Below are 23,370 nucleotides of genomic sequence, written 5' to 3' on the forward strand. Positions count from 1 at the left end.
AATGAAGAAAAGATTTAGCGAAGTAATTGGCAAATGCCTTTTGATTGGTAGCATTTTATTGGCTGTTCAGGCATGTAAAGAAGAGGAACTTGTATTTCCGCCACAGTTGGAAAATGAAGTCGTGGTCAGTGAGAAACGTCCTACTGCTCGTCCCTCTAGTTTGACTTATGTGTCGGCATTTAATCAAAATATTGAAATTTACTTTCCAAAGCTGAGTGATCGTGTGACAAAAGCAACCATCACGTATATGGATGGAACGGAGAAGAAGTTAGAACTTACCAAGTTTGAAGAGCCGGTCATTATTCATTTGAGTGAATATAAGTCCTATGATTTTGCTATACAGTATTTTACCAATGAAGGGACATCATCAAAAGTCACGACCACGGTATTAACGCCATTGCCGTATGAAGTAAAGTATAAACTTGACAATATACAAACCGAACCAATTGAAGGCGGGGTGAAATTTACTATTCCTAAGACCCTTGACCGTTCGTTGAAGTATACGATCAACTATACAATAGAAGGGGAACAAAGAATAAAGACTGTAGACGGGCCAGCTGTAGAATCCATAGCGATTGATAAACTGTTTGACGAAACAAAACCAATTTCATTTAAACTTACTATTGTTGACACTGAACTGAAAGTTGAAGCAAGTAAAGTGATTGAGCAAGCTCCTGGAGCACAAGCTATGGTTGGCGATGAAGCCGAGTTTACCGATCGATCCAATTGGATTGCGACAGTTTCAGATTCTCAGATTGATGATGGGGGGGGAGCGGAAGCGTTAATAGATAACGATATAATGTCCTTTTGGCATTCTCAGTACGATGATCCATCCATTCCTTTTCCGCATTGGTTCAAAATTGATTTTGGTAAGGCACGATTCATTTCTAAAATTGGAATGATCAGAAGATCTGGTGCAAATAATGGGTTTATCCAATATGATTTAGAAACATCATTGGATGGCATCACCTTCACAAAGGTAGCTTCAAATCTGTCATTTGACCCAACAAATAGCGATTGGCAATATTATACGTTACCTAAAGTTACCAGAGGGCGTTATGTTCGGGTGACCATGACAAAACCAAAGGATGCTGGCGATGATTTTACACATCTGGGTGAATTTAAGGCTTTTGGTTATTAAATTGAATTGTCGTTTATTTATAAGAGGGGAAATCTATTAAGATTTCCCCTCTTATATTGAAGGGAGTTTGCTATAGGAACATTCTATCAATACGAGGCAATCAGCAAAACAAGTTGTTTTTTAGTTTATTTTACCAAATAGATCAACGTTGGAAAGTGATCTGAGTAGCCATTGATAAATACTCCGCCGGAAAATGTTCGGTGCGGATAACCTTTGTTGCGGCCTTCCTGTTGCACCAAAAAGTCCCGATTGAAGATTTCTGCTTTGACAAAACGTAAGCCTTTGTTTTTATTGTCCAATAGTGGTCTTGAGATAATGATTTGATCAAAAAGGTTCCACTGTCCTTGATAACCAAGAGATCCAATTCCCTTATCGTAAAACTTCCACATGGTATTATACAAGCCCTGAGCTGGTACAGCTTGTGGATTTTTCTTTGCCTGCAATACTTCCTTTACGCTTTTATCTTTGGGATCATCATTTAAATCGCCCATGATAATAATCTTCGCTTCGGGATTTTCGCGATATAGGGAATCACATATTCCTTTGGTAATGCTGGCGGCAAATTCACGTAGTTCGGAAGATTTGTTGCCATAGCGTGAAGGCCAGTGGTTGACAATGATATGCACTGTATCGCCGGCGATAGTTCCGGATATCAATAGTTGATCACGTGTCTTGAACCCGGGATTCTCTGGCAAATGAAAGGGATACGCCTGATCGCGATATGGGGTAAAGAATTCTGGGTTATACAGAAATCCAACATCCACACCACGGCGGTCCGGCGAATCGTGATGTACAATCTTTAAACCCAAGTCACTGAGTTGTGGGTCTTTGGTCAGATCTTCGAGGACACGGCGGTTTTCAATTTCGGCTACCCCTAAAGCAATGGGCCCGAGGCTTGAACTAGGCGAACCAATGGCACGAATTGCTCGTGCCATATTTTTTACTTTTTGTTGGTATTTTGCTTCCGTCCATGTGTTGGCACCCTTTGGCGTAAACTCATCGTCATTGATGGAAGAATCTTTTACGGCATCGTATAGATTCTCCAGATTGTAGAATGCGATGGGATAAAACCGACGGTTGGTTTGTGCGAAACTCGGGTGTGCAGCAAATAAAAGGAGAAGTAAAATGCAGCTGATGTGTTTATAGTTCATCTTTTATCTATTTAGTAACTATAATCGTATTGTCTGAACCGTTTCCGCCAGTCGCACTTACGATTTTAATATTATCTAAACGGAATCCAAAAGCATTGTCGCTAGCAGAAACTTTAAACTCTACTATGCTGGTCGCTGCGGCTGGAAGATTCGGAATCGTAAAGGTGTAATATTTATTGAGATCGTTCGGAGCACTTACCGGAGTACTAGGAAGTGAATAGGTATGGCCATTCACAATAACCTTTACCATATTCAGATTGGCGTTATCCGGATCTTTGTTTACATTACTCATCAATTGAAAGCTTAATGATAGGTCAGTTTTATTTGCGGATTGAATACCTGCAATGTCTAATGAAATATCTTTATTTGCCGGAAACCATAATGAAGCGTTGACACCTGTAACAGTTCTGATATCAATAGATCCGCTTGCGTCGGTATAAGTCACCGGAGCTTTCATGTCGAAATCGGTGAAATCTGCAATTTTTGGACGGTTGCCACTTGGATAAGTGCCATTGCCAAATGTTTCACTGAATAGTGTCCCTCCGGTTTCGGGATCAGTCGGTGTTGTTCCAGCATCTGTACCGTCAAAATCAATAACATCTGTTTTGTCACGTAAGAAGAGCTGCCAACCACCATTGTAACGACCTAATATTCCGACTAGTGTTCCGTTTCCTTTAGGAAGGATCTCTTTAGCAAAGGTAGAGAAGTTGCTGTTGCGAACATCCAATGTTTTGCCATTCGCATCTTTGACGACTTCGCTAACAGTCGCCGTTCCACCTGCGAAAGCATTGACACCACCATTGTTAAAACGCACATTTTTAATGATAACCAACTTGTTGACCATCGAAGCGTCTAATTTAGAAAGATCAACTTCCAATGGCGTTAAATTGGCCGCATTAGGCCATCCGCTACCTTTTGTATGTTGTTTGAAGATTTCCCATGCAATACGGTTGGCATTGGTTCCACTGAATCCAATCTGCAGTTCGCCACCATATTTCACCATGGACAGGCCTTTTAAGCTGATATACACTTCCTGGCCTGCGCGAAAAGTTGTGTACATGCTGTTTTGATCGACACCCAAATTGATGGCTGCAGTTTCATCCTGAATGTACAGTTGTTTGTAGATATTTCCCGAAATATCGTTTCCGGTCACTAGTGCTTTAATAACCAGATCTTCGTCGATTACTTTTGGATCGTTAATGCTTGCGTATTTTTCTTTTAATGCGGCTATTGTGGTGTTGGCATTTGGACCGTCGTAGATCGGCTGAGTCAATAGGGGGGCTTCAGGATCGCGCTTACAGGCTCCTGTAAATAAGATGAGTCCAATACAGATGAGCGATAGCATCGATGCATAGACCGTTTGTATATTTTTTTTATTCATCGTTGTTGAAATTAAAATCTATAGGATACATTCATAAAGCAGTTGATTCCCTGCATGTAATAATATTTGGATGCAAACTTATTTGCTGCAGTAATATCCAGACGTGCATTTTCGAAGCCACCTGTTCGGATGTTTTTGTTGTTTAATACGTTGTTGACCGCCAAATTGAAGTTCATTGATTTGCGATTCTTCAGATAAAGAATTTTACCGATCGATAGGTCGACGGTTGCGCTATTTTTGAACTTTTCCTGGTCGGTCAGGATATGGTAGGCGCCATCGAGTTCCGGATCGTACGGATTGATGGTGTTGTAGTTAGATGCCAACTGACGAAGAGGAGCTTTAGAGAGGTACATATCGCCAGCGTAATTTAAATTAGCGCCAAAAAACCAGTAGTTTACGAAATAACGGACTCCTAAAGTTCCTGCGATCTGTGGCATTCCACCAACATAGTAGTTATTAAGGTAGACCATCTCGCGTTCATTATTGATCAATCCATTTTCGGAGTTTTGTGCTCCCATTGGGTTGTTGCTGTAATAGTATTCAGCCTTTGTTGCTGCGAGATCAATACTCCAATTGTTGTCAACTTTATAGGTCAATCCGAGCTCTATCCCTCTATTGACCTGGTTCATATCTTTTAGACCATGGTTGATAAAGGTACGGGCGACATCATTATAGTAACTTTGTCGGCTGATGAGATCTGTAAAGTTGGTCTGAAAGACCGATAAACGACCATTTAGTTTCGGCAAGGAGAAGACATAACTGATATCAGTAGAGAATATCTTGGCACTCTTGAGGTCTTCAAAAGTAAAGTCACTTACCCTCGGTGAGATATAAGCATCATTAGCCAATGGCGCTTTGGTCTGATAGCTGATCTTGGCGTTTAATAAATGACGGCCATTGAATTTGTAGGTCATTCCACCCTTGAAAGCATAGTCAAAAAAATGGTGTTCTTGCCCTTTACCATAAGAATTGGTCGGGAAGCGTCCATTTTTCATGTAGCCTACGCGTTGAAAGCTCGTGTAAGAAAGCTGTGTAGCGTAGAAAAAGTCGATGTTCGAATACGTGTATTCGTTTTGTAGCCATGCATTCGCAGACTTGATATTAATGTTGTAACGATATCCAAAAATATCATCTTTGCGTGCCTTAAAGTTGGGATTTAACAAGTCGTTTTGGCTTTGACCTGTATTTTGTCCAAAGTCACGTTCAGAGAATTTGTCAATATCCAGCACATATTCAGCGCCCAGTAGATCCGCTACAGTTTTATATTGCTGGGATTGTGATCCTTTGGCCCCGATACCGAGGGTCAGTTTAGCATGCTCGTTAATGGTTTTGTTGAGCGTTGTATTAAAGCTGCTTTCCAGAAGGTCGCTATGGCGTTTTTCAAGCATGTAAATTGCGGCGCCATCATTGATTTTATTCTCAAGCTTATTAACGAGGTATAAGTTGTCCCAGTCGACCTGCGATACTTTGGCCGATTGCCATAGGTTCGTATAGAACTGATTGGTAATGGAATCCGTAAAGTAGCTTGGTAAATTACGGTAATAATCGGGCCTTGGGTCGGGACCGTTGTACCAATTGAGCGCTGTGCTAGCATATTTGCCATAATGCAGTGATATACCTGTAGTCAGTTTTGTGTTCGGATCGATTTTCCAGATATGTGAAAGGATTGCGGTCGGGTCGTAAGCCGTTACTACACGCGAATTCCTGATTTTTCCATCTTGGTAACCCCAATTGGGGTTGTATAGGTTATTGTCGAGGAGATCGTAGGCTTCCTGAAACGAGCCTGATTGTTGACCGCGCTCTACGGGTGAACCAAAGGTAACTAGGGATAAGCTGTGTTTTCCTTGTTGGAATTGTTTTTCAATCGATAGGGCATAAGAGACATTCTTGTAGAATGTTCCTTCTACATAACCTTTATCGGCATAACGACCACCGATCAACCCTGTAAATGCCCAGCCATTGTCCATGAGACCGGTGGAATAGCTCAGCATGCCGCGGCTATAATAATTTCGGTTGGTATAGGTAGCTGTTGCCTTTGCGCCTTTCGCAAAGGTGCTTGCACGCATGTTGATGTTTTCAGAGCCGCCAATGGAGCCGAATGTAAAAGTCGAGGCATCCATGGCGTTGTCTTCGTCTCCATTGCGTGTCAAATCGTTGATTGCACCGATGGAAGCATAGTTAAATACACCACGCAACTGGTCGTTGAAATGTACACCGTTGATATATTTTTGTTCGTATCGGTTGTTGTATCCGCGAAGGCGGAAACGGAACTGTGAGAGCTGATAACCAATTTTGTTAACGTATACGTCATTGGAAAGGATAATTTTGGCCGAAATGTTTTGATCGAAAGATTCGTTATCATCATCCAATAAATCATCTGCAGCCATGCTCAGTTGCACCATATTATCATTGTCGGTACTTGGAAGAACATAAATGTCTTCCATTTTGAGCAGACCGGAGGTCGGGATTTGAACAGTAATTTTAGTTTCTTGAATATTCCCGCCCGTGATCAGGATAGTTTCCTCGCCTGAATTTAACTTCGGTAGATTGAAGTTTCCTTTGGAATCCGTAACGACTGTTTTTTGATTTTTTTCAAAGACGAGACGTACATTGGAAAAAGGTTCTTTGCTCAACTGATTGCGTACGATACCCTGTACGTTGGCCTTTTGGGCAAAGATAGGGGTACTGGCCGCCGATAAGAGCGCAAAAAGTATGTATTTTTTATACATAGCTTGAGGTTAAATAGTGAAATGTATTTAGCTAACAAATGCAACACATGATGGATGTGTTGCATTTGAAGATGTTTTTATTGTATTTTATTTTTGGCCGACAAGTGTTAAATCATCTAATCTTACACCGATCGTATTTGCTGTTCCTGCGATAGCCATTGAAAGTGTAGAATTTGCAGGTATATTGGTCTCTGCTGATAAATCGATTTCTAATGGATATTTTGTATTTGTTTTATAGCCATTTGCATCAGAAAAAACAACGGATGCAGGGGAGTAGTTCTTTCCGTTGAATGTAACAACAATATCCTTTGAGTCAAATGCAGATGTCGCAGCATTGCTATTTACTCCGAATGAAAATTTAAACTTCAATTTAGTCGCACCTGAAGTATTAATGTCGGATATCGTAAATTTTGCATCAGCGTTAGCGGGGACCCAAATGTTATTATCGCTAAAGCCGGTGTAGCGGATTGATAATTTACCTGCATCTAATGTGTATTTCACAGCCGTGTTTGCCCAGCCTGTGAATTTATCAAAATCTGTGTTAGCGGCGATCTTCTCTGCTCCAAACCCTTCCTCATATAATGTCTGTTCAACCGGATCTGTTGTACCGCCACCATTGTCCTCATCTTTGCCAATGGTGTAAGAGCCTGAAGGAACATCGGTCCAGTCAACAATACTTCCTGAAGCTACAATAGCTGTATTGTTGCCTGCTTCCTCCTGTAGAGTAATGTTATAGCTATATTTTTTACCAGCTTCGTAAGTTGTTGATGATGGTAAAGTCCACGTATAGATTTCATTGCCAATTTTGAATTCAACTTTTGCTCCAGAAATGTTGGCGACAGGCAATAAGATGGCTTCTGCTGATGTAGTGTTTGTTCCAGCTGTCGTTTTTGCTTTGATAGCCGCCGGGTTAGTGCCAGCAGCTAATGTACCTGTTGCAAGGTCGAAATTTGCAGTTGTATTGAATCCATTGTAAGTTACGGTAAGACCTGATAGGGAACTAACGCCAGTTCCGGCCGCAATCGTCAATTCAATTTTACTGAGTTTGTGGCTAAATTGTAATTGGGCGTTTGCTGTATTTTTATTGGCACCAGTTACATTATTAGCATATAATAAGTCGATTTTATTTTGTTGACTTTGATCGCTTACATTGACTGGGTAGACATTGTTGCTGATGGTTGTTTGATAAGGGTAGTAGGCAATGAAATCTACGTTGGAACCATCAGCAGGATAAGAGATTTCTTCGGTAGTGCCATTCGCTTTGAAGTTTCCGTCTCCACTCGATGTAACATACTGTTTGTTGCTTGCCAATGCATTGCTTAGGCCGCTGCCGGTTTTCATGAAAACACCGATAGCATCGTTGCTTTCCCAGTTTGCTCCAGTTGCTTTGGTCGTAACTTGATTGGAGATTGTTGACGAAAAAGTTACCGCTTTAGTAATTTCTTGTTCTGAAACAGGTGCCTTTTGGCAGGAACTTGTAATGGCTGCTGCTGCAGTCGCTAGGAATAAAAGTTGGTTTACTTTCATAATTAAAATGAATTGATATGACTAAGTCGTTTATTAATTATTTCCAAATAGAGGTGTTAATATTTGCTTTTTGAGCGTCATTGAGATCGGGGAAGAACATGAATCCTGTAGCCTTTTCAAGGTCGCTTACCGATAATCTATAGTTTTCAAAGGTTACTCCAGAAGGTGGGGTTTCATTATTTATCTTATAGGCAATGGTATAATATTCGGATCCTTTTTTCATTGCTAGTGCTTTGAAGTAATATTTGGGTTTGGCGATATCTTTGCCATCATTGTCCTGCGCGAAATCCAATACTGTATTGGTACTTGTTGTAGGCATTGCTCCTGTTACGACATACATCGTATCACACTGTGCCGTCCAGGTTCTGACTTTCGTTTCCAGGTTTGCCCAAATACCTTGGTTCAGACGTGAAGCTTGTGCGGTCATGTTGGTGAAGTAAAACGTTGTTTTATTTTGGGTTGTATTTAAGTTGCGGTCCGCACTTGGTAATTGGTGTCCTCTGTCGTAGCCGCTTGGCTTGAAACCATTAAATAAATTAGGTTGAAAAGCCGTAGAGACTTGCGGATCATATCCCCATGCATCCGTGCGATTGCCCGATCCCAAAATGCTGCTGTATAACGGATAAGCTACCCAATACGCCATTTTTAATTTTTTGTCATATAACATCGCATAGTTTCTACTGTCGCTGGCGTCCGGCATAAAATGCTGTATAAAAACCTCATCATTGCTGAGACTGTTCATCTTGGGAATTTCTAGATAGGCTTGTGAATCACCGACTCCACCGCTCGGTTTACCGTTGTCGATTTTGATGTCAAAGCTGTATCTGTTACCTGCGGTCAGTTGCTTTAGGTTTTGATTTTGTGGTACCGTCCAGGTATAGCTATCGCCATTAGAAGCAACAAACTTAATTGCCTTTCCGGTGATATCTTCACCCGGAAGGAGTAGAAATTCAATTAAAGCTGTTTTATTCGCATTTACCGTTAATTTTCCCTGAACATCTTTTTTCTCCGTTGAATTCACCGTCAATTTTCCGGATGTTAAGTCGAGTCCCCCTTGCGTGCTTATTGCTGGTAATTTAACCGTAACTTGATTTGCGTCCAGTTCAGCGGTATTGGTAATGGAGAGATGAATACTGATTTTACTCAATTGCCTTACAAAATTAAGCGGGATGGTGTTGTTACTTTTATCGATGTTTTTAGCGTTATTTGCGTACATCAGGTCTAAAGCTGCGGGATTGGACTGATCACTTAAATCAATTGGATATTGAAAATCTGTTAGCGATTTATACGGATAGTATGCGATGAAATCCACTTTTTCAGCGTTTAAGAAAATTGAATTGTTGCTTTGAAAGAGCGAACCATTAAAAGTGAACAAGTGATTGTTGACCTGGTCGATAACAGTCGCTGATTCCAACGGTTGACCTGATCTGTACATGTATACACCGATTTGGTCATTCTGTTCCCAGGTAGTTCCGGTAGCTTTTGTGTTGATTTGGCCGACGATGGTGGGGGTAAATTGTACTGCCGGCCGCTCGATTCGAGATTCAGGCTTCTGACAGGAATTAAATGTAAGCGATGCAATCATAAAGCAAGCTATTCGCAACATATGCTGTTGTGGAATAGTTATGATCTTCTTAATCATATTGATAGTTAGTGTTTGTTAATAAAGTAATTGCAAAAATACTTAAGTTAAGTTAAATTAATATGAAGTCTTTGTATTCTTTTGTGTAAATAATTATTTTATTGATGTATCAGTTTGATTTTTAGATATATTTGTTACTGTTTTTAAGTGTTTTTACTATGAATTTGATTATGTTCCGCGTATTGATGGTATTGTCTATTTTATCTATAACGCTGTTAAATAGTTGCAATGACAAAAAAGACAAGTTAATGGAGAGCGATAGCCGTGTGTTGTTGGTTTATATTGGTGCTAATAATAACCTGGTTTCAGATGCTTATAACAGCATCAATGCAATGGAAGAGGGGTTGGTTGGATTGGACGCCGATGTTTATGTATATGCATCTTTGGCGGGCACAACGCCCAAAATCTACAAAATTGTAGCCGATCAAAGTCCAGAAATTAAAAGTACAGTCATCAAATCATATGGGGATCAAGATTCGGCAAGCCCCGAAGTAATGAAACAAATCCTATTGACCATGAATGCATATGCCGGCAGTCGTCCAGTAGGGCTTGTGTTATGGTCACATGCAACAAACTGGCTGCCGAATGTTGGTGTCAAATTGATGTCGTTTAACGAAGACAGGGGAAGCAAAACTGAACTCAGGGATCTGCAAACGGTTATTCCTTCTGGGCTTGATTTTTTAATGTTCGATGCCTGTTCCATGGCGAGTGTGGAAGTCTTGTATCAGCTTCGGGAAAAAGCTAAATATACGATTGCTTCACCAGCGGAAGTGTTATCCACTAGTATGCCTTATCATTTGGTCTTGAAAGATTTATTTGATCCTAATCTAGAGCGGGGGCTGAGGTCTGCAGCGGCAACATATTTTAATTTTTATAATCAGTTAACAGGCCTCTATCAGTCTGCTACGATAGCTGTAGTGTATAATGCCTATTGGTCGGATCTTGCAAACAACGTCCATATTGCACTGAATAAATCCCCCCTGACAACGGTATATCGCGACAACTTACAGCGACTGGATTTTGACGAGAAGTCTTTATCCGCTGGTTTTGATTTTCTTGATTTTGTGCATCAGAACATGTTGCCCTCAGAGACAACAGCTATCGAGGCTACAGTTTCGAAATTGGTTATCTTTAAGGCGAATACGGCCAGGTTTCTGGGTAAACCCATTTTGCGGTACTCCGGACTGTCCTGTTATGTCCCTAATGATTTAAATAAGTGGATACATCCCTATTATAATACACTGCAATGGTCTAAAGATAGCGGCTTTAATTCTTTCGTGAAGGAGTAGGTTTAACATATATATTCTCATTTTTCCCTGAATTCAGGTAGTGAAATGCTTTCGCGACTTTAATAATTTTGTCCATAAGAAAAAATAGCACAATGTTTGCTGCTGATGTAAAACATATATTGATTTGACAAATTATTAATCGTACCGAGTTCTAATGAATGGATTTAAAGCAAAAAGAAAATTGAAAAGATTCTATGGCGTGATTTGTGCCTTTTTAATCACTTTGACATTGTCAAGTTGTTTTGACTTTGTTGAACAGATTGATTTAAAATCGGACGGTTCTGGGCATATTGCGGCGACATTAAATTTGAGTAAAAGTAAGACGAAGGTGTCTTCTTTAATGAAGATGAAAAGTATAAAGGGAATCCGAATACCTTCTCAAGCCGAAATGGAGAAGGAAATTCGATCTGCTGTTCAGTTATTGAAGCAGACTAAAGGTATTTCTAATGTAGCGTACAAGACGGATTTTACCAATTACATTGTTAATATTTCCTGTGATTTTAGCCAGATTGAATCGTTGAATGCTTTTTCGGATATCTTGGCAAACCGTTTTAAAACTAAGATATCGAATTCGAACCGATATTATTATCATGCGCAATCTCATGTTTTTGAACGCAAATTTGTAGCTTCCAATGAGTGGAAAGCAAAATTCAATCAGTTGGGAAGCGACAATACAACCCAGTTTGCAGACGCATTCTATACACAGATCGTACGTTTTGAAAAGCCTGTAATCTCTCAGGGAAACAGTTTGGCAAAGGTTGCAGGAAATAAAAAAGGGGTACTGCTGAAGTTGCCTTTTATTGATCTGGTGTATGGTAAATCGAGCTTGGCGAATAAAATCACACTAACAAAATAACCTAATAACGTGGTGAAAACCGAGACGTGCTTAGCGCATAAACTGCAAATGAACAACAAGTCCGGTTCAGCTGAAAAATTATTTATAAGATGAAATCAAAATTTATATTAGTTGCATTCGCCTGTTTGTCCTTCGGGGCAAGTGTTCAGGCGCAGGACCTAATCAAACAGGTCCCCGAAGATGTGGAAGTGGTTGCTGCTTTCAACCTGAAAGATATTGTACAGAAAGCAAATGCGAACAAACTGAACGAGTTACTTCAAAAAGCGGGTTTTTTTGAAAAAGCTGGTATTTCTGCGAACAATGATATCAAAAATTTAGGCGTCGACCTTTCTAAGCCTGCTTATTTTTATACCAGGAAAACTGATAGTATTAGTTTTACGGAATTCTTATTTTCTTTGAACAATAAGGGGCAATTTGAACAATTACTCCATGCAGCCGGTGAACCAAAAGCATTTTCAAATGGCTACAGCAGCGTCAGTCTCAAAGCGGGCAGCATGTTGGTCTATAACGATCATATTGCTCGATTTATTTCGGCGACGGCAAATCCAACTTTTTTCGACAATGATTCAATCGCTGGTCGGTATGGTATTAAGAAGGTAGACTATATCGCACGGCCGGCCGATGACGAGGACGCCTGGGCAGATACTACAGTGGTGGCAATGGATTCCGCAGCGGTCGTGTGGGATGAGGCTGTAAAGCTTCCTGAGCAGGTATCGCCTCCTGTTGCTATCGATGTAGAACCGGATACCGTTGAATTAGCTGCTGCAGAAATTCAGCCGCCGGTAGTGGATGTTGTTGGGAGTGAAGAAGTTGAAATGCATGACCCGAGTTACTATGATTCACTTTATACAGCATATGAAGATCAAAATCGAAAAAATGATTCTATCCGCAATGGCTTACTTGAAAAGTGGTTGTTGAACGAAGCTACCCGGTTGCTTGCTGGTAATTATAAGTCCCTATCAAGTGCTGATCAGGAGAAAGTTCAGAAAAACATGGGACTTATTCGCTTGTACGTTCCCCGTGTAGAGGATCTTTATCGTGGCCTTACTCCGTATACCTCACTTCCTTATTATTACATGGGGATTAAACTGGATAAGTTCAAAACCGGATATCAAGATGGTATATTGGATTTAGCGCAAGAAGGAAGTGTGCTGAAATTAAAAGGTTCTGTTGGATTGGATAAAGGGCTTGCTGAGATGACCAAAAGAATGTATGCGCGAAAACCTAATTCGAAGTTTAATAAATATTTGACCGATAAGACTTTAGGTTTCTTCAATGTGAATATTAATTCGGAAGCTTATCTGACAGAAATGCCGGCCTATATGGCAAAATATTATGGTGGTTTGCTGGGGCCGCAACAGGATGTTTTAGAATGGGGGCTGATGGCGCTCGAAATAGCACTAGATGAAAAAGCAATTGCTCAAGTAATGCCGGGCGACCATCTTGTAGTTGTTAACGGTCTTCGTAAATTCAAGAAAGACTACATCGATTATACTTATGACGATGATTACAATGCAACCGAAGTGAAAAAGACCAAAGAAGAAACACTTCCTGTATTTATTTGGATGTTTACATCAAAGGATCAACGCTTGATCAAAAAAGGCTTAGAAATGGCTGTTTCAAAGCATGTTGGCCAAGTCCATGATGGTATTTATGCATTTTCGACCAAGAAAAATGTGGATGTTCCAATGTATGTTCTTCTAAAGGAGGATTTGGTTATGGTCAGCAATGATTCACTGTCTTTAAATGATATCCGTCGAAATAAGATGAGCGGTCCTACAAACAAAGATTTCGTCAAGCTGATGAAGCAAAATAAGATGTCGGCTGCGGTGGATTTAAAAAAGCTGCCTGATATGTTAAAGGAAATGGGTGTTTCACCAGGGAAACAATGGGAAGAAATGTTGACGCAACTCAATCAATATGGCAGTACTGCAATTACTTCTAAAGGAATTGTAGGCAACCGCGCTGAAGTTGAAATGTCTACACGGTTACCGCAGACAAGCGATGGCGCCATCAGTTATTTAATGGATCAAATTATCATAGAATTAAATAAAAAGTAACTAAAAGGCGGGCAAAACAAATTTATTGCACTATTGTTTTGATTGCTTTTGTAATATTATGGTTATATTTTCATAATGTTAAAATATTATTAAGTCTTTTTGGCTTGTTTATGGTACATTTGATATTTAACAAACTACTTTAATAGACAAACTAAACGATTTATACAGCACAGTATGGGGATATTTTCAAAACTGTTTGGGAACAAAACTCAGGATTCAAAGGTAAAAGTTGTGGGAAAATTGGCCTTTTTGGAAGTGGATATGCACAACCATATTCTGCCTGGAATAGACGATGGAAGTCAATCTATTGAGCAATCCTTGACACTGTTGAAAGGACTTGGAAGAATGGGCTTTGAGAAATATGTGTGTACACCGCATATAATGGATGGTGTACATCCAAATTCAATTCGTACGATTGAAGCGTCTAAAGACAAGCTTTTAACTGGTATGAAGGGGCTTCCCAATATGCCGGAAATCCATTCCGCTGCAGAGCATATGATTGATGATGGTATTGTAAACCTCATCCAATCCAATGAGTTATGTGTGATGCCAGGTGGTTATGTATTGATTGAGATGTCTTATTTACAAGAATCCAAAGCGCTATTTCAAACGATATTGGATATACAAAATCTAGGTTATCAACCTATATTGGCACATCCAGAACGTTATAACTACTATCATTACAACTTCAACATGTATAAGCATATCAAGGATGCAGGGTGCATGTTACAGCTTAATTTGCTCTCGATTAGTCGTTATTATGGTGTTGAAGTGAAATCGACAGCCTTGACGATGATTAAATCGGGGATGTACGATTTTGTAGGAACAGATGTACATCACGAACGTCATTTGGCTGCCTTGGAGGATGTGGTGGCCAAATATCCTGTACGCGATTTATTGAAAACATGCACTATTTTGAATCCCACGTTGCAAGATCATTTTGGTAGTAGTAAGAATGTGATTGCCACAGGGTAACTTACAGATTCCTTTTAATAAAAAAGAGAGATATCTATTTGGGTATCTCTTTTTTTATTTGTGGCAATTTTGTTCTTCTAACTTGTATAGGTTCTTCAATTACGTTATTTGTAAGTATCTGAGCATACTGTGGTCGTCAATTACCCCTCGGATGATAAAGTTTATTTTGTTGCTTGCACTAGATTTTGAAGCAGTCAACAATTTTAATTGATGTTTATATCTGCACGTATGGATATTTCGAAAATTTGGCTACTTTTGGTTTTAGCATTTTTCATATGAGAGGAAACAGAATTTTTATTCAAGACTGGATAGCACACCATACTTATCAAAAAACCAACGAAATAGATAGTTATTACTTACGCGTTGCAAATGAAATCAATGATAGTTTATCGACACTATGGTTTGAGGAGCAAGAAACGAATGATCTTATCCATACAGATGCTTTAAAAACATTGAGTATCTATTTGACCTGTTACTTAGAAGATGTTATCGCAAAAACAGGAATTTTTTCTGCATTTAGAACAATCCATACGGAACTGTATAATCAACTTTTACCTTTCTATACTGATGATGCCTTGACAGATTATTATGCCGAGGATATTAATAGCGAAGATATTGCTGTATTGACTTGGTTGTTTTTCAGCGAACGTAATCCACATCTGTTTATTGATCCACGTGGACGTTTGATTCAGTTGATTACCGATTTGGCCTATTCAATTTTGGAAGAGCATTATGAGGTTGCGCCTGAAAATGAGAAGTTAAAGCTAGAATATGTTTTGGACGAAGGTGCGAGTTATTTTGACGTCCGTAATTTTATAGAGAAACTCGTTGCTACAAATTATCTGACAGCGGGCGAATATAATACCAATCTAAATCATTTGATGCAAGTTGCTGAGATTGGACGATATCAACACGACCAGAATCAATTACAACAGATGATCTATCGTGTTCGAGACAACCACTTCAATAATTATAGACTACATTTGTTTGCGTTGAAAGCATCTGAATTTGTCGCTGAGGTGGTGGGAAAGGAACATGCACTATACCGTATTGTCCAAACGCTGGGTAACCGCATCAATAGCTTTTTTGAATATGTAAAGACGGACGAGCTGTATGTGCATGTAAAGCATATCGGTACAAAAACTCCGTTTAAAATCTTTAAGGACTCCATACAGCAATTTGTTGAGCCTACAGAAACGTTATCTTTCTATATGGAAATTGTACCATGGAAAGATGCCTGGAACTTGTCTGGAATCATGACCGTGGTTAGCCCAGAAGAAGTAAATTTTGATTTACCTGAACAGTATGAGATGACGTATCGTATTGAGGCATTGAATGGAAAGGATAAGAGCTTGAAGAAAACTGAAAAGCAGCTGAAAGATATGGGTAAATTATTCCAAGCAGAGCATAAGGCAGCAGTTGTGTTTATGGAAGGAAAGGAAGTAAAGGAATTTGCGACTGATTTTTTTAAGAAATATCAGCAGAAATATCCAAGCAAAGAAGAGTCCCCGCTTCCTGAATCAAATCTGGATCTTACGGAGGATGCTAAAGTCACCGTTTTCTTTAACCCTAAAACTGGTTTGGAAGTATTCGGCGGCATAGAAGAATTTTTCCCATTGGATAATAACAATTTTGTGGAGAAAGACAACCAAAATGAAGTGCCTTACGCTCGGTATTTCTTGAATCTTTTGGTTGAAGATTTCTTTCCAAGCGAGTTGCCTAAGTATTATATTAATTTATTCAAAGCTGAGGTGGATAAGCAGTTCTTTTTCCCTGTGGACAATGAAGTACTTGATTTCTTCCTCCGTTTCTATAAACGCGGGACTTACTTCTTAGGACCATTTCCGTTGCTAAAATAGCTTGCGTAGTCTACTATAAAATTACAGGACCATAACAAAAGTCTCTTTGCTTATTGCAAGGAGACTTTTTTATTTCCAGCTTATTCCAGGATGTAGAACGTGGCAAGATTCGGTGATCACAGTATTGTTAATGGAGCTCCAATTAACCATTGTGTTAATTTAATGTGAATTCATTATAATTAATGTGTTACTACTTGTGAAACTGTGATTTATAGGTCGTATATGATGTGCGTCTCATGGTATATTTTAAAAAATTCTCACTAAACTTGTAGGATCAATTATAAGTGATGAAGAATGCCTATTGAAAATAATAATGTCCTGGATTTTAAAACATTCTTTTTACTGTACAAGGATAAAGTGTATAAATATGCTTATTTACACCTGAAAGAAGAAGCAGCTGCCGCAGATTTAGTCCAGGAAACATTCTCCCGAATTTGGAAAAAATGGGCGGAATTAGATGGAAATAAAAATCCGCAGTCTTATCTCTATACGATTGCCCGGAACCTTGTGTTTGACGAACTGCGGAAACAAAAGATCAGATTCCAATTTCAGGCTACAGATATCGATCAGACCAAATTGGTAGACAATTCGAATGAGGAAGCAATTCGGTTTAAAGATTTGGAGCGAATTTATCGTGAAGCCATTTCAAAACTCCCAAAATCGCGACTCGAAATCTTTTTGTTAAGTAAAGAAGAGTTTTTGGATAATCAGGAAATTGCAGATAGGCTTGGGATTTCCGTCAATACCGTCCGTGATCAATTGGTTAAGGGCAACAAGTTTGTTCGGCAATATATTCTTGATCATTTTGAGATTTCAATAGCCCTATTGATTTTTTTAAGAATCTTTTAGAACCGCATCGTCTTTCGGTCATCTAGGTACGTATATGTATTTAAAGATGGGCATAGATGATGAATTCCAAAATAGCTGCTTTATATAAAAAATTCCTTAAGGGAGAACTTAGTCCCAAGGAAAATGCCATATTTCTTGATTTACTGACTTCTTGTGACAAGGATGAACTTCCGGATGTCGAGGAAGTCGTTGCGCTGGACAATCGCGATTGTGAACTAAATAAAACGACTTCAGAGGATATCTTCTTTACGATTACAGGTACGGCATTGACTCCGCGCTTAATACCTATTTCGAAAAGACGTTGGTCTGTCATTTCTGCCGCTGCGTGTTTACTGTTAATCGGTCTTGCTGGCCTCTTCCAATTTAAATTTAAGGGCCAAAAAGAGATTAATCAAGTTTCTGCAATTGTTCATTTTTCCAATCCGACAAAATTTGTTAAGCAGCTTGTATTGCCCGATGGTACACATGTTTCTCTTCGGCAAGGTGCACATATTGAATTGTTGTCAGATTTTGATACAGACAGTTTACGTCGGATCAAGCTTTCGGGGGAAGCTTTTTTTGAGGTAGCAAAGAATGCTAAACAACCTTTTGTAATCGCCAGTTCCGGCGACTTTGATGTACGCGTATTAGGCACCGCATTTAATTTAAATTGTTCTGAAGGAAGTAGCAGTCTCGTGTTGAATCATGGTAAAGTCCGCGTTTCGCGCGATGGGCAGTATTCATTTGTTACCCCTGGCCAAAAAGTTGCCTATGATATGCGACAAAGGCAATTTGATGTTGCCAAAGCGGACACCAGCACCGCATCGAATTGGAAGAGTGATCTCTTGTCATTTGATCAAGTTCCACTCATGCAGATCGTAGCCGATCTAAATAATCTTTATCCAGATAGTCATCTTGAATTAATCGATTCTTTCCGGACTGAAAGTTATACGGGTTATCTACCTGCCAGTGATTTGGAAAAATCGCTCAAGATGCTCAATACCGCATTTAATCAAACAATTATCCATAAAAAGTAATTTATGAAAAGGACCAATTACTATCTAAAACTTATGGGAAGTGCACTGCTTTTTCAGTCGCTCGCACTTCATACCATGGCCTCACAATTTTCTACCAGTGAAGGAATCGGGAAAATCCTCACGCGAATGGAACAGAAATTCAACGTCAAATTTGGTTATGATGCTTCGATCTCGAACCAAAAGATCAATGAAGTCGCTGACCTTGATAAATTGAAAAAGGAGCAAATCGTTCAATTTATACAGACCATTTCGGACGGAAATCTTGAGGTCAAAAAGATTGATGAGAAGCTTTATGTGATCTCTAGGAAAACTGGCAGCGATACTAAGGTGAAAAACGATAAGCCAGTTTCTAACGCCGCCAAAGAGATCCGAGGAAAGGTTGTCGATCAAGAAACGGGACAGCCTATCGCTGGTGTGACCTTACGGGTCAAAGGCGGTATACAAGTAACAACGACCGATCAGCAAGGCACTTTTCGATTTGTTAATGTGGCAGACGATGCCATTTTGTTGGTTTCCTATATTGGTTATCAGACAAGCGAAGTCTCCGTTTCAAATGCTGAAGTTATTAAATTAGGTAAATTGTCCGAAGAGCTTGGTGAAGTTGTTGTAACGGCACTGGGGATAAAGAGAGAACAAAAGGCTCTAGGTTATGCAACACAAAGCATCAAAGGTGATGATCTGACGCGGGTAAAAGGGGTTGATGTAGGAACCACATTGACGGGACGTATTTCAGGTGTCCGTGTTTTAAATAGTACGGAGTTTAACAGTACACCTCAAATCCAAGTGAGGGGATTAACACCTATTTTGGTGATCGATGGGGTTGCCTATGAAAATCTTACCCTACGTGATGTTCCAGTAGATAATATCGAAGATATGAACGTGCTGAAAGGAGCAACCGCAACGGCCTTGTATGGTAGTATGGGGGCTGGTGGCGCCATTATGATCACGACAAAAAAGGGACTTGCGGAAAAAGGAACGGAGATATCCGTCAATAGCAATAACATGTTTTTTTCGGGTTATCTAGCTTTGCCGGAAGTACAACATGGGTACTCTTCAGGTGAAGGGGGAAAGTTTAATAATGATGATTATGTGTGGGGAGATAAACTGGATATTGGGCGTTCAGCCAAGCAATGGAATCCACAGACAAAACAACTGGAAGAGATGGAGTTGCTTTCCCGCGGCAAGGACAACTTTAAGAATTTCCTTGAACCGGGATTTATATCCAACAATTCCGTCAGTTTTACCAATCAGGGTGAACACGGAAGTATTAGAACATCGATAAATCATATTTATAACAAAGGGCAATATCCAAACCAAAAGCTGAATATGACAAATATGTCTGTTGCTGGGCAGACTAAGATTAGCGAAAAAGTTGATATAGAAACGCGCCTTGCCTATAACCGTCGTTCAGCAACAAGTAATTTTGGCGCAGGATATAATGATCAGGGATACATTTATAATATTCTCGTGTGGACTGGGCCTGAGTATAATTTACAGGATTACAAAGATTATTGGTTGATTAAAGATCAATCTCAAAATTGGATGTATAAAGCTTGGTATGATAATCCCTATTTAACGGCCTATGAGAAAGTTACCCCTGAGCTGGTCAATAAAATGAACGCTGCTTTGACCTTAAATTATAAGGTTTCTGATTGGGGGAAACTTATGGTGCGTACAGGATACGATTATTATGGACAAAGACGAGAGCAACGCAATCCAATGGGCATTTATGGTACGAGGGGGGGATATTCAGGCTTTGACAGTAAAGGAAAGTATTGGATGCAAAATCAGGATGGTTTTAGTACTACAAATGACGTAATCTTTACAGCGAAAAAGAAAGTCGGTGATTTTGGCTTCGACGGATTATTGGGTGGCGCAATTTTTTATCGACGTGACAATGCTGTTACAGCAGCGACAGTCAATGGCTTGTCGATACCAGGATTTTACTCGCTTCGAAACTCAATTGACCCAGTGTCGACTATTGAAAGTAAAACAAAGGAAATGGTCAACAGTACCTATGGACGACTTTCTATCTCCTGGCGTAATGCTGTTTTTGTAGAAGCGACCGGTCGTAACGATTGGTCTTCGGCTTTATCCAAAGAACAACGTTCTTATTTTTATCCTTCTGTTTCAAGTAGTGTCGTCGTAAGTGATTTAATAGCGAATAAACCTACTTGGTTGGATATGTTCAAGGTTCGTGGGTCTTGGGCAGTAACTAAGACGGTTCCAGTTCCATATGAAATAAATCAGGCCTTTTCAATTAGCAACAATGTTTGGGATGGATTGCCAACGGCTTCCTATCCGAATTCAATCAAGGACTATTCCATATCACCTACGCAGCGTGATTTGACGGAGTTTGGTTTTGATTTTGGTTTATGGAAAAATCGATTCTATGGTAATTATACCCGTTATTATCGTCTGTTACATAATGTAACGACTTATGCGACCATTTCGGGCTCATCAGGCTTTACGTCGCGGTTAATCAATACACAAGAAGAGAAAATGACGAAAGGTCATGAAATCACTTTGGGTACTGCTGCAATCAAAAAAGAAAACTTTCAATGGGATATTATTTTAAATATGTCTCAAAATCTGGAATTCTATCACAAGCTTGATCCTGTATATTCTGCCGACGCATTATATGTTAAAAAAGGAGCTAGAACAGACTATATTACCGTAAAGGATTGGGAGCTCTCTCCTGATGGGCAAATCGTTAACAATGCTTCCGGTATGCCAATATCTGCTAAATATGCTGCTCAGTTGTATGGTTATACTGCACCGAAATGGTTCGGTGGTTTGACAAATCAATTTCGTTATAAAGACTTCTCGCTTTCTTTGAGTGTTGACGGGCGAATAAAAGGAATGTCTTATTCAGGCATGAACGCCCGTTTATGGCAGACAGGGGCTCACCCGGATTCGGATAATCCTTATCGCTATGAAGAGGTTGTTAATGGAAACAAAACGTTTGTTGCTCCTGGTGTTAAGATCGTTTCTGGGGGAGTTACCTATGACAAATATGGTCAGATTGCTGAAGACACGCGTGTGTTTGCGCCAAATGACAAAGTGGTCTCTTATGAAACCTATTGGAAATCGGCGTATTCAGGTAGACGAAATTATTGGGATGAGACATTTATCAAACTGCGGGAGCTATCGCTCAATTACCGCGTCCCTGAGAAATTAGCCTCTAAATTCAAAGCGAAACGTGCCAGTGTCGGTGTTACTGGACAGAATTTGCTTCTTTGGACAAAGGAATATCGTTTTTCCGATCCCGATGTAGGTTCAGAAGATTTGAACTCACCATCGATGCGTTACATAGGTTTTAATTTAAATGTAACTTTCTAAAAACCAGTAAAATTAAGATGAAAATGAAAAAATTGTGTATATATATCGCCATGGGGAGTTTAATCTCATTAGCGAGTTGTTCAAAATTTGATGAGATAAACACGAATCCTGAAACTCCTGTGCAAGTGAATTCTTCCATGCTAGCGACGCGTATTATTCTGAATTTGGCAAATCAGCCGACACAAAAATCATTTATGCAGCCCTATTTGTTAACGAAGGAGATTGCATGGACGGAATTGGTTGAGGGGTATCAATATAATGGATTCGGTGAAGGGGGTATATCAATGAACGCAATCAATGATGCTCATTTCATGGGACAGTATGCTGCAACAGATGTGTTGGCAAATTCCTACAATGGGTTAATGTATTTTGCCAGAGCTGTGAAATTTTATGAGGCGACAATGAGTGTAGGTGATGTGCCTTACAAAGAAGCTTTAAAAGGGGAATCAGACAAAACATATTTTCCAAAATATGATACTCAAAAAGAGGTCTTTTTGGGCATACTTAACGAGCTAGAGAAAGCAGACCAGCTCTTTGCAAGCGGAGCAAAATTTGCGGGCGATCCCTTGTACGGCGGAGACATAACAAAATGGAGAAAGCTCGTCAACAGTTTTGCGTTAAATGTACTGATTCAACTGAGCAAAAAGGAAGCTGATGCAGACTTGAATTTAAAAGGACGGTTTCAATCGATTTTAACGAACAAGCCTATATTCACTGCGAATGCCGATAATTTTCAGTTAGTACGCTCGGATAAAAGTGGCCAGACCTATCCTTTTTATAAAATCAGTAATAGTTTCGTTATTTATCCCGTTGTGTCTACGGAGATTATAGACCGTTTGAAGCAATATCAAGATAGAAGGCTATTTTTCTATGCAAACCCATCAGCTTTGCAAATTGCCAATGGCAAACAAGTAAGTGATTTTAGTGCGTATGTTGGTATTGATCCATCCTTGGCGTTTGGCGATATTGCGGACTTGAAAAAGAAAAACGATTATTCTAAATTAAATGACCGCTATACCGAGCTCGTAAGTGGCGAGCCAACACAACAATATAGCTATGCGCATCTATGTTTTGTAGTTGCTGAAGCAGCTGCAAGAGGATGGGTTACAGAGTCTTCAGTCAATTGGTATAAAAAGGGTATTGAAGCAGCGATGAAATTCATTGCGGACAATACCCCAAATACGAGCCAGTACACACATAATATGCCATTGGATGGGACCTATATCGCCAGTGCTATTGCTTCCTATGGAGATCAATTCCCTACAACTAAAGAAGGACAGATTGAGGCAATTATGACGCAAAAGTATTTAGCTAGCTTCTTGCAAGGACGAATAAATCCTTACTATGATTATCGTCGTACAGGTTATCCAAAATGGAAAATCAACCCCGCATCCAGTTTAAATGCCGATGATCCAACCAAAATACCTGTTCGTTGGCGTTATCCAGCCAGTGAGTATAACTATAACGGACAAAATCTGGATGAAGCACTAGCCCGCCAATTTGGGGGTAAGGATGAAATAAACCAATTGATGTGGCTTTTGAAATAGACCATT

At 39.7% G+C, this 23,370-nt stretch carries 15 protein-coding genes; 10 read left to right on the forward strand and 5 right to left on the reverse strand.

Features of this window, described 5'->3' with window-relative positions; translation table 11 throughout:
* Position 1 precedes the first annotated feature (1 nt).
* Positions 2–1,141: a discoidin domain-containing protein gene (locus B2W36_RS08895; RefSeq protein WP_293887521.1), complete on the forward strand. Its 1,140-nt coding sequence runs from the start codon at positions 2–4 to the stop codon at positions 1,139–1,141.
* Between the two features lie 125 nt (positions 1,142–1,266).
* On the opposite strand, the gene B2W36_RS08900 is transcribed toward B2W36_RS08895, so the two are convergent.
* The 5 genes from B2W36_RS08900 to B2W36_RS08920 form a co-directional block, all read right to left on the reverse strand.
* A complete protein-coding gene (locus B2W36_RS08900; protein WP_293887522.1) occupies positions 1,267–2,292 on the reverse strand; it encodes an endonuclease/exonuclease/phosphatase family protein in 1,026 nt (341 codons plus the stop codon).
* A 7-nt stretch (positions 2,293–2,299) separates the two neighbouring features.
* The gene (locus tag B2W36_RS08905; RefSeq protein ID WP_293887523.1) at positions 2,300–3,673 is read right to left on the reverse strand and encodes a DUF5689 domain-containing protein; all 1,374 of its coding nucleotides are present in this window, start codon (positions 3,671–3,673) and stop codon (positions 2,300–2,302) included.
* A gap of 11 nt (positions 3,674–3,684) precedes the next feature.
* Positions 3,685–6,402: a TonB-dependent receptor gene (locus tag B2W36_RS08910; protein WP_293887524.1), complete on the reverse strand. Its 2,718-nt coding sequence runs from the start codon at positions 6,400–6,402 to the stop codon at positions 3,685–3,687.
* An 87-nt stretch (positions 6,403–6,489) separates the two neighbouring features.
* A complete protein-coding gene (locus B2W36_RS08915) occupies positions 6,490–7,929 on the reverse strand; it encodes a fimbrillin family protein (protein ID WP_293887525.1) in 1,440 nt (479 codons plus the stop codon).
* A gap of 37 nt (positions 7,930–7,966) precedes the next feature.
* Positions 7,967–9,571: a DNA/RNA non-specific endonuclease gene (locus B2W36_RS08920; protein WP_293887526.1), complete on the reverse strand. Its 1,605-nt coding sequence runs from the start codon at positions 9,569–9,571 to the stop codon at positions 7,967–7,969.
* Positions 9,572–9,729: 158 nt separating this feature from the next.
* Here B2W36_RS08920 and B2W36_RS08925 point away from each other — a divergent pair, with 158 nt between their 5' ends.
* The 9 genes from B2W36_RS08925 to B2W36_RS08965 all read left to right on the forward strand — a co-directional run bounded on the left by B2W36_RS08925 (position 9,730) and on the right by B2W36_RS08965 (position 23,364).
* Complete coding sequence (locus B2W36_RS08925) at positions 9,730–10,860, forward strand: clostripain-related cysteine peptidase (RefSeq protein ID WP_293887527.1); 1,131 nt, start codon at positions 9,730–9,732, stop codon at positions 10,858–10,860.
* Between the two features lie 154 nt (positions 10,861–11,014).
* On the forward strand, positions 11,015–11,716 hold the full coding sequence (locus B2W36_RS08930; RefSeq protein ID WP_293887528.1) for a hypothetical protein: 702 nt from the start codon (positions 11,015–11,017) through the stop codon (positions 11,714–11,716).
* 89 nt (positions 11,717–11,805) lie between these two features.
* Positions 11,806–13,776 carry a DUF4836 family protein gene (locus tag B2W36_RS08935; RefSeq protein WP_293887529.1) on the forward strand — a complete coding sequence of 657 codons (1,971 nt, stop codon included), beginning with the start codon at positions 11,806–11,808 and terminating at the stop codon, positions 13,774–13,776.
* A 174-nt stretch (positions 13,777–13,950) separates the two neighbouring features.
* Positions 13,951–14,751, forward strand: coding sequence for a tyrosine-protein phosphatase (locus tag B2W36_RS08940; RefSeq protein ID WP_293887530.1), 801 nt, complete (start codon positions 13,951–13,953; stop codon positions 14,749–14,751).
* 275 nt (positions 14,752–15,026) lie between these two features.
* Positions 15,027–16,610: a DUF3843 family protein gene (locus B2W36_RS08945; protein ID WP_293887531.1), complete on the forward strand. Its 1,584-nt coding sequence runs from the start codon at positions 15,027–15,029 to the stop codon at positions 16,608–16,610.
* A 294-nt stretch (positions 16,611–16,904) separates the two neighbouring features.
* Positions 16,905–17,459 (forward strand): RNA polymerase sigma factor, encoded by a 555-nt coding sequence (locus B2W36_RS08950; RefSeq protein ID WP_293887532.1) that lies wholly within the window; start codon positions 16,905–16,907, stop codon positions 17,457–17,459.
* A gap of 56 nt (positions 17,460–17,515) precedes the next feature.
* Positions 17,516–18,475: a FecR family protein gene (locus B2W36_RS08955; RefSeq protein WP_293887533.1), complete on the forward strand. Its 960-nt coding sequence runs from the start codon at positions 17,516–17,518 to the stop codon at positions 18,473–18,475.
* 3 nt (positions 18,476–18,478) lie between these two features.
* Entirely contained in the window at positions 18,479–21,817 is a 3,339-nt protein-coding gene (locus tag B2W36_RS08960; protein ID WP_293887534.1) for a SusC/RagA family TonB-linked outer membrane protein, read from the forward strand.
* A gap of 23 nt (positions 21,818–21,840) precedes the next feature.
* Positions 21,841–23,364 carry a SusD/RagB family nutrient-binding outer membrane lipoprotein gene (locus tag B2W36_RS08965; protein ID WP_293887535.1) on the forward strand — a complete coding sequence of 508 codons (1,524 nt, stop codon included), beginning with the start codon at positions 21,841–21,843 and terminating at the stop codon, positions 23,362–23,364.
* The last annotated feature ends 6 nt before the right edge of the window (positions 23,365–23,370 follow it).

Origin of the sequence: Sphingobacterium sp. UBA3549, from assembly GCF_002376635.1 — a bacterium.
In the GTDB taxonomy this organism is placed as follows: Bacteria; Bacteroidota; Bacteroidia; order Sphingobacteriales; family Sphingobacteriaceae; genus Sphingobacterium.

Excerpts from the sequence above, each read along its gene's own strand:
- B2W36_RS08895 (WP_293887521.1), top strand. The coding sequence starts at position 2 with ATGAAGAAAAGATTTAGCGAAGTAATTGGCAAATGCCTTTTGATTGGT.
- B2W36_RS08900 (WP_293887522.1), bottom strand. The coding sequence starts at position 2,292 with ATGAACTATAAACACATCAGCTGCATTTTACTTCTCCTTTTATTTGCT.
- B2W36_RS08905 (WP_293887523.1), bottom strand. The coding sequence starts at position 3,673 with ATGAATAAAAAAAATATACAAACGGTCTATGCATCGATGCTATCGCTC.
- B2W36_RS08910 (WP_293887524.1), bottom strand. The coding sequence starts at position 6,402 with ATGTATAAAAAATACATACTTTTTGCGCTCTTATCGGCGGCCAGTACC.
- B2W36_RS08915 (WP_293887525.1), bottom strand. The coding sequence starts at position 7,929 with ATGAAAGTAAACCAACTTTTATTCCTAGCGACTGCAGCAGCAGCCATT.
- B2W36_RS08920 (WP_293887526.1), bottom strand. The coding sequence starts at position 9,571 with ATGATTAAGAAGATCATAACTATTCCACAACAGCATATGTTGCGAATA.
- B2W36_RS08925 (WP_293887527.1), top strand. The coding sequence starts at position 9,730 with ATGAATTTGATTATGTTCCGCGTATTGATGGTATTGTCTATTTTATCT.
- B2W36_RS08930 (WP_293887528.1), top strand. The coding sequence starts at position 11,015 with ATGAATGGATTTAAAGCAAAAAGAAAATTGAAAAGATTCTATGGCGTG.
- B2W36_RS08935 (WP_293887529.1), top strand. The coding sequence starts at position 11,806 with ATGAAATCAAAATTTATATTAGTTGCATTCGCCTGTTTGTCCTTCGGG.
- B2W36_RS08940 (WP_293887530.1), top strand. The coding sequence starts at position 13,951 with ATGGGGATATTTTCAAAACTGTTTGGGAACAAAACTCAGGATTCAAAG.
- B2W36_RS08945 (WP_293887531.1), top strand. The coding sequence starts at position 15,027 with ATGAGAGGAAACAGAATTTTTATTCAAGACTGGATAGCACACCATACT.
- B2W36_RS08950 (WP_293887532.1), top strand. The coding sequence starts at position 16,905 with ATGCCTATTGAAAATAATAATGTCCTGGATTTTAAAACATTCTTTTTA.
- B2W36_RS08955 (WP_293887533.1), top strand. The coding sequence starts at position 17,516 with ATGATGAATTCCAAAATAGCTGCTTTATATAAAAAATTCCTTAAGGGA.
- B2W36_RS08960 (WP_293887534.1), top strand. The coding sequence starts at position 18,479 with ATGAAAAGGACCAATTACTATCTAAAACTTATGGGAAGTGCACTGCTT.
- B2W36_RS08965 (WP_293887535.1), top strand. The coding sequence starts at position 21,841 with ATGAAAAAATTGTGTATATATATCGCCATGGGGAGTTTAATCTCATTA.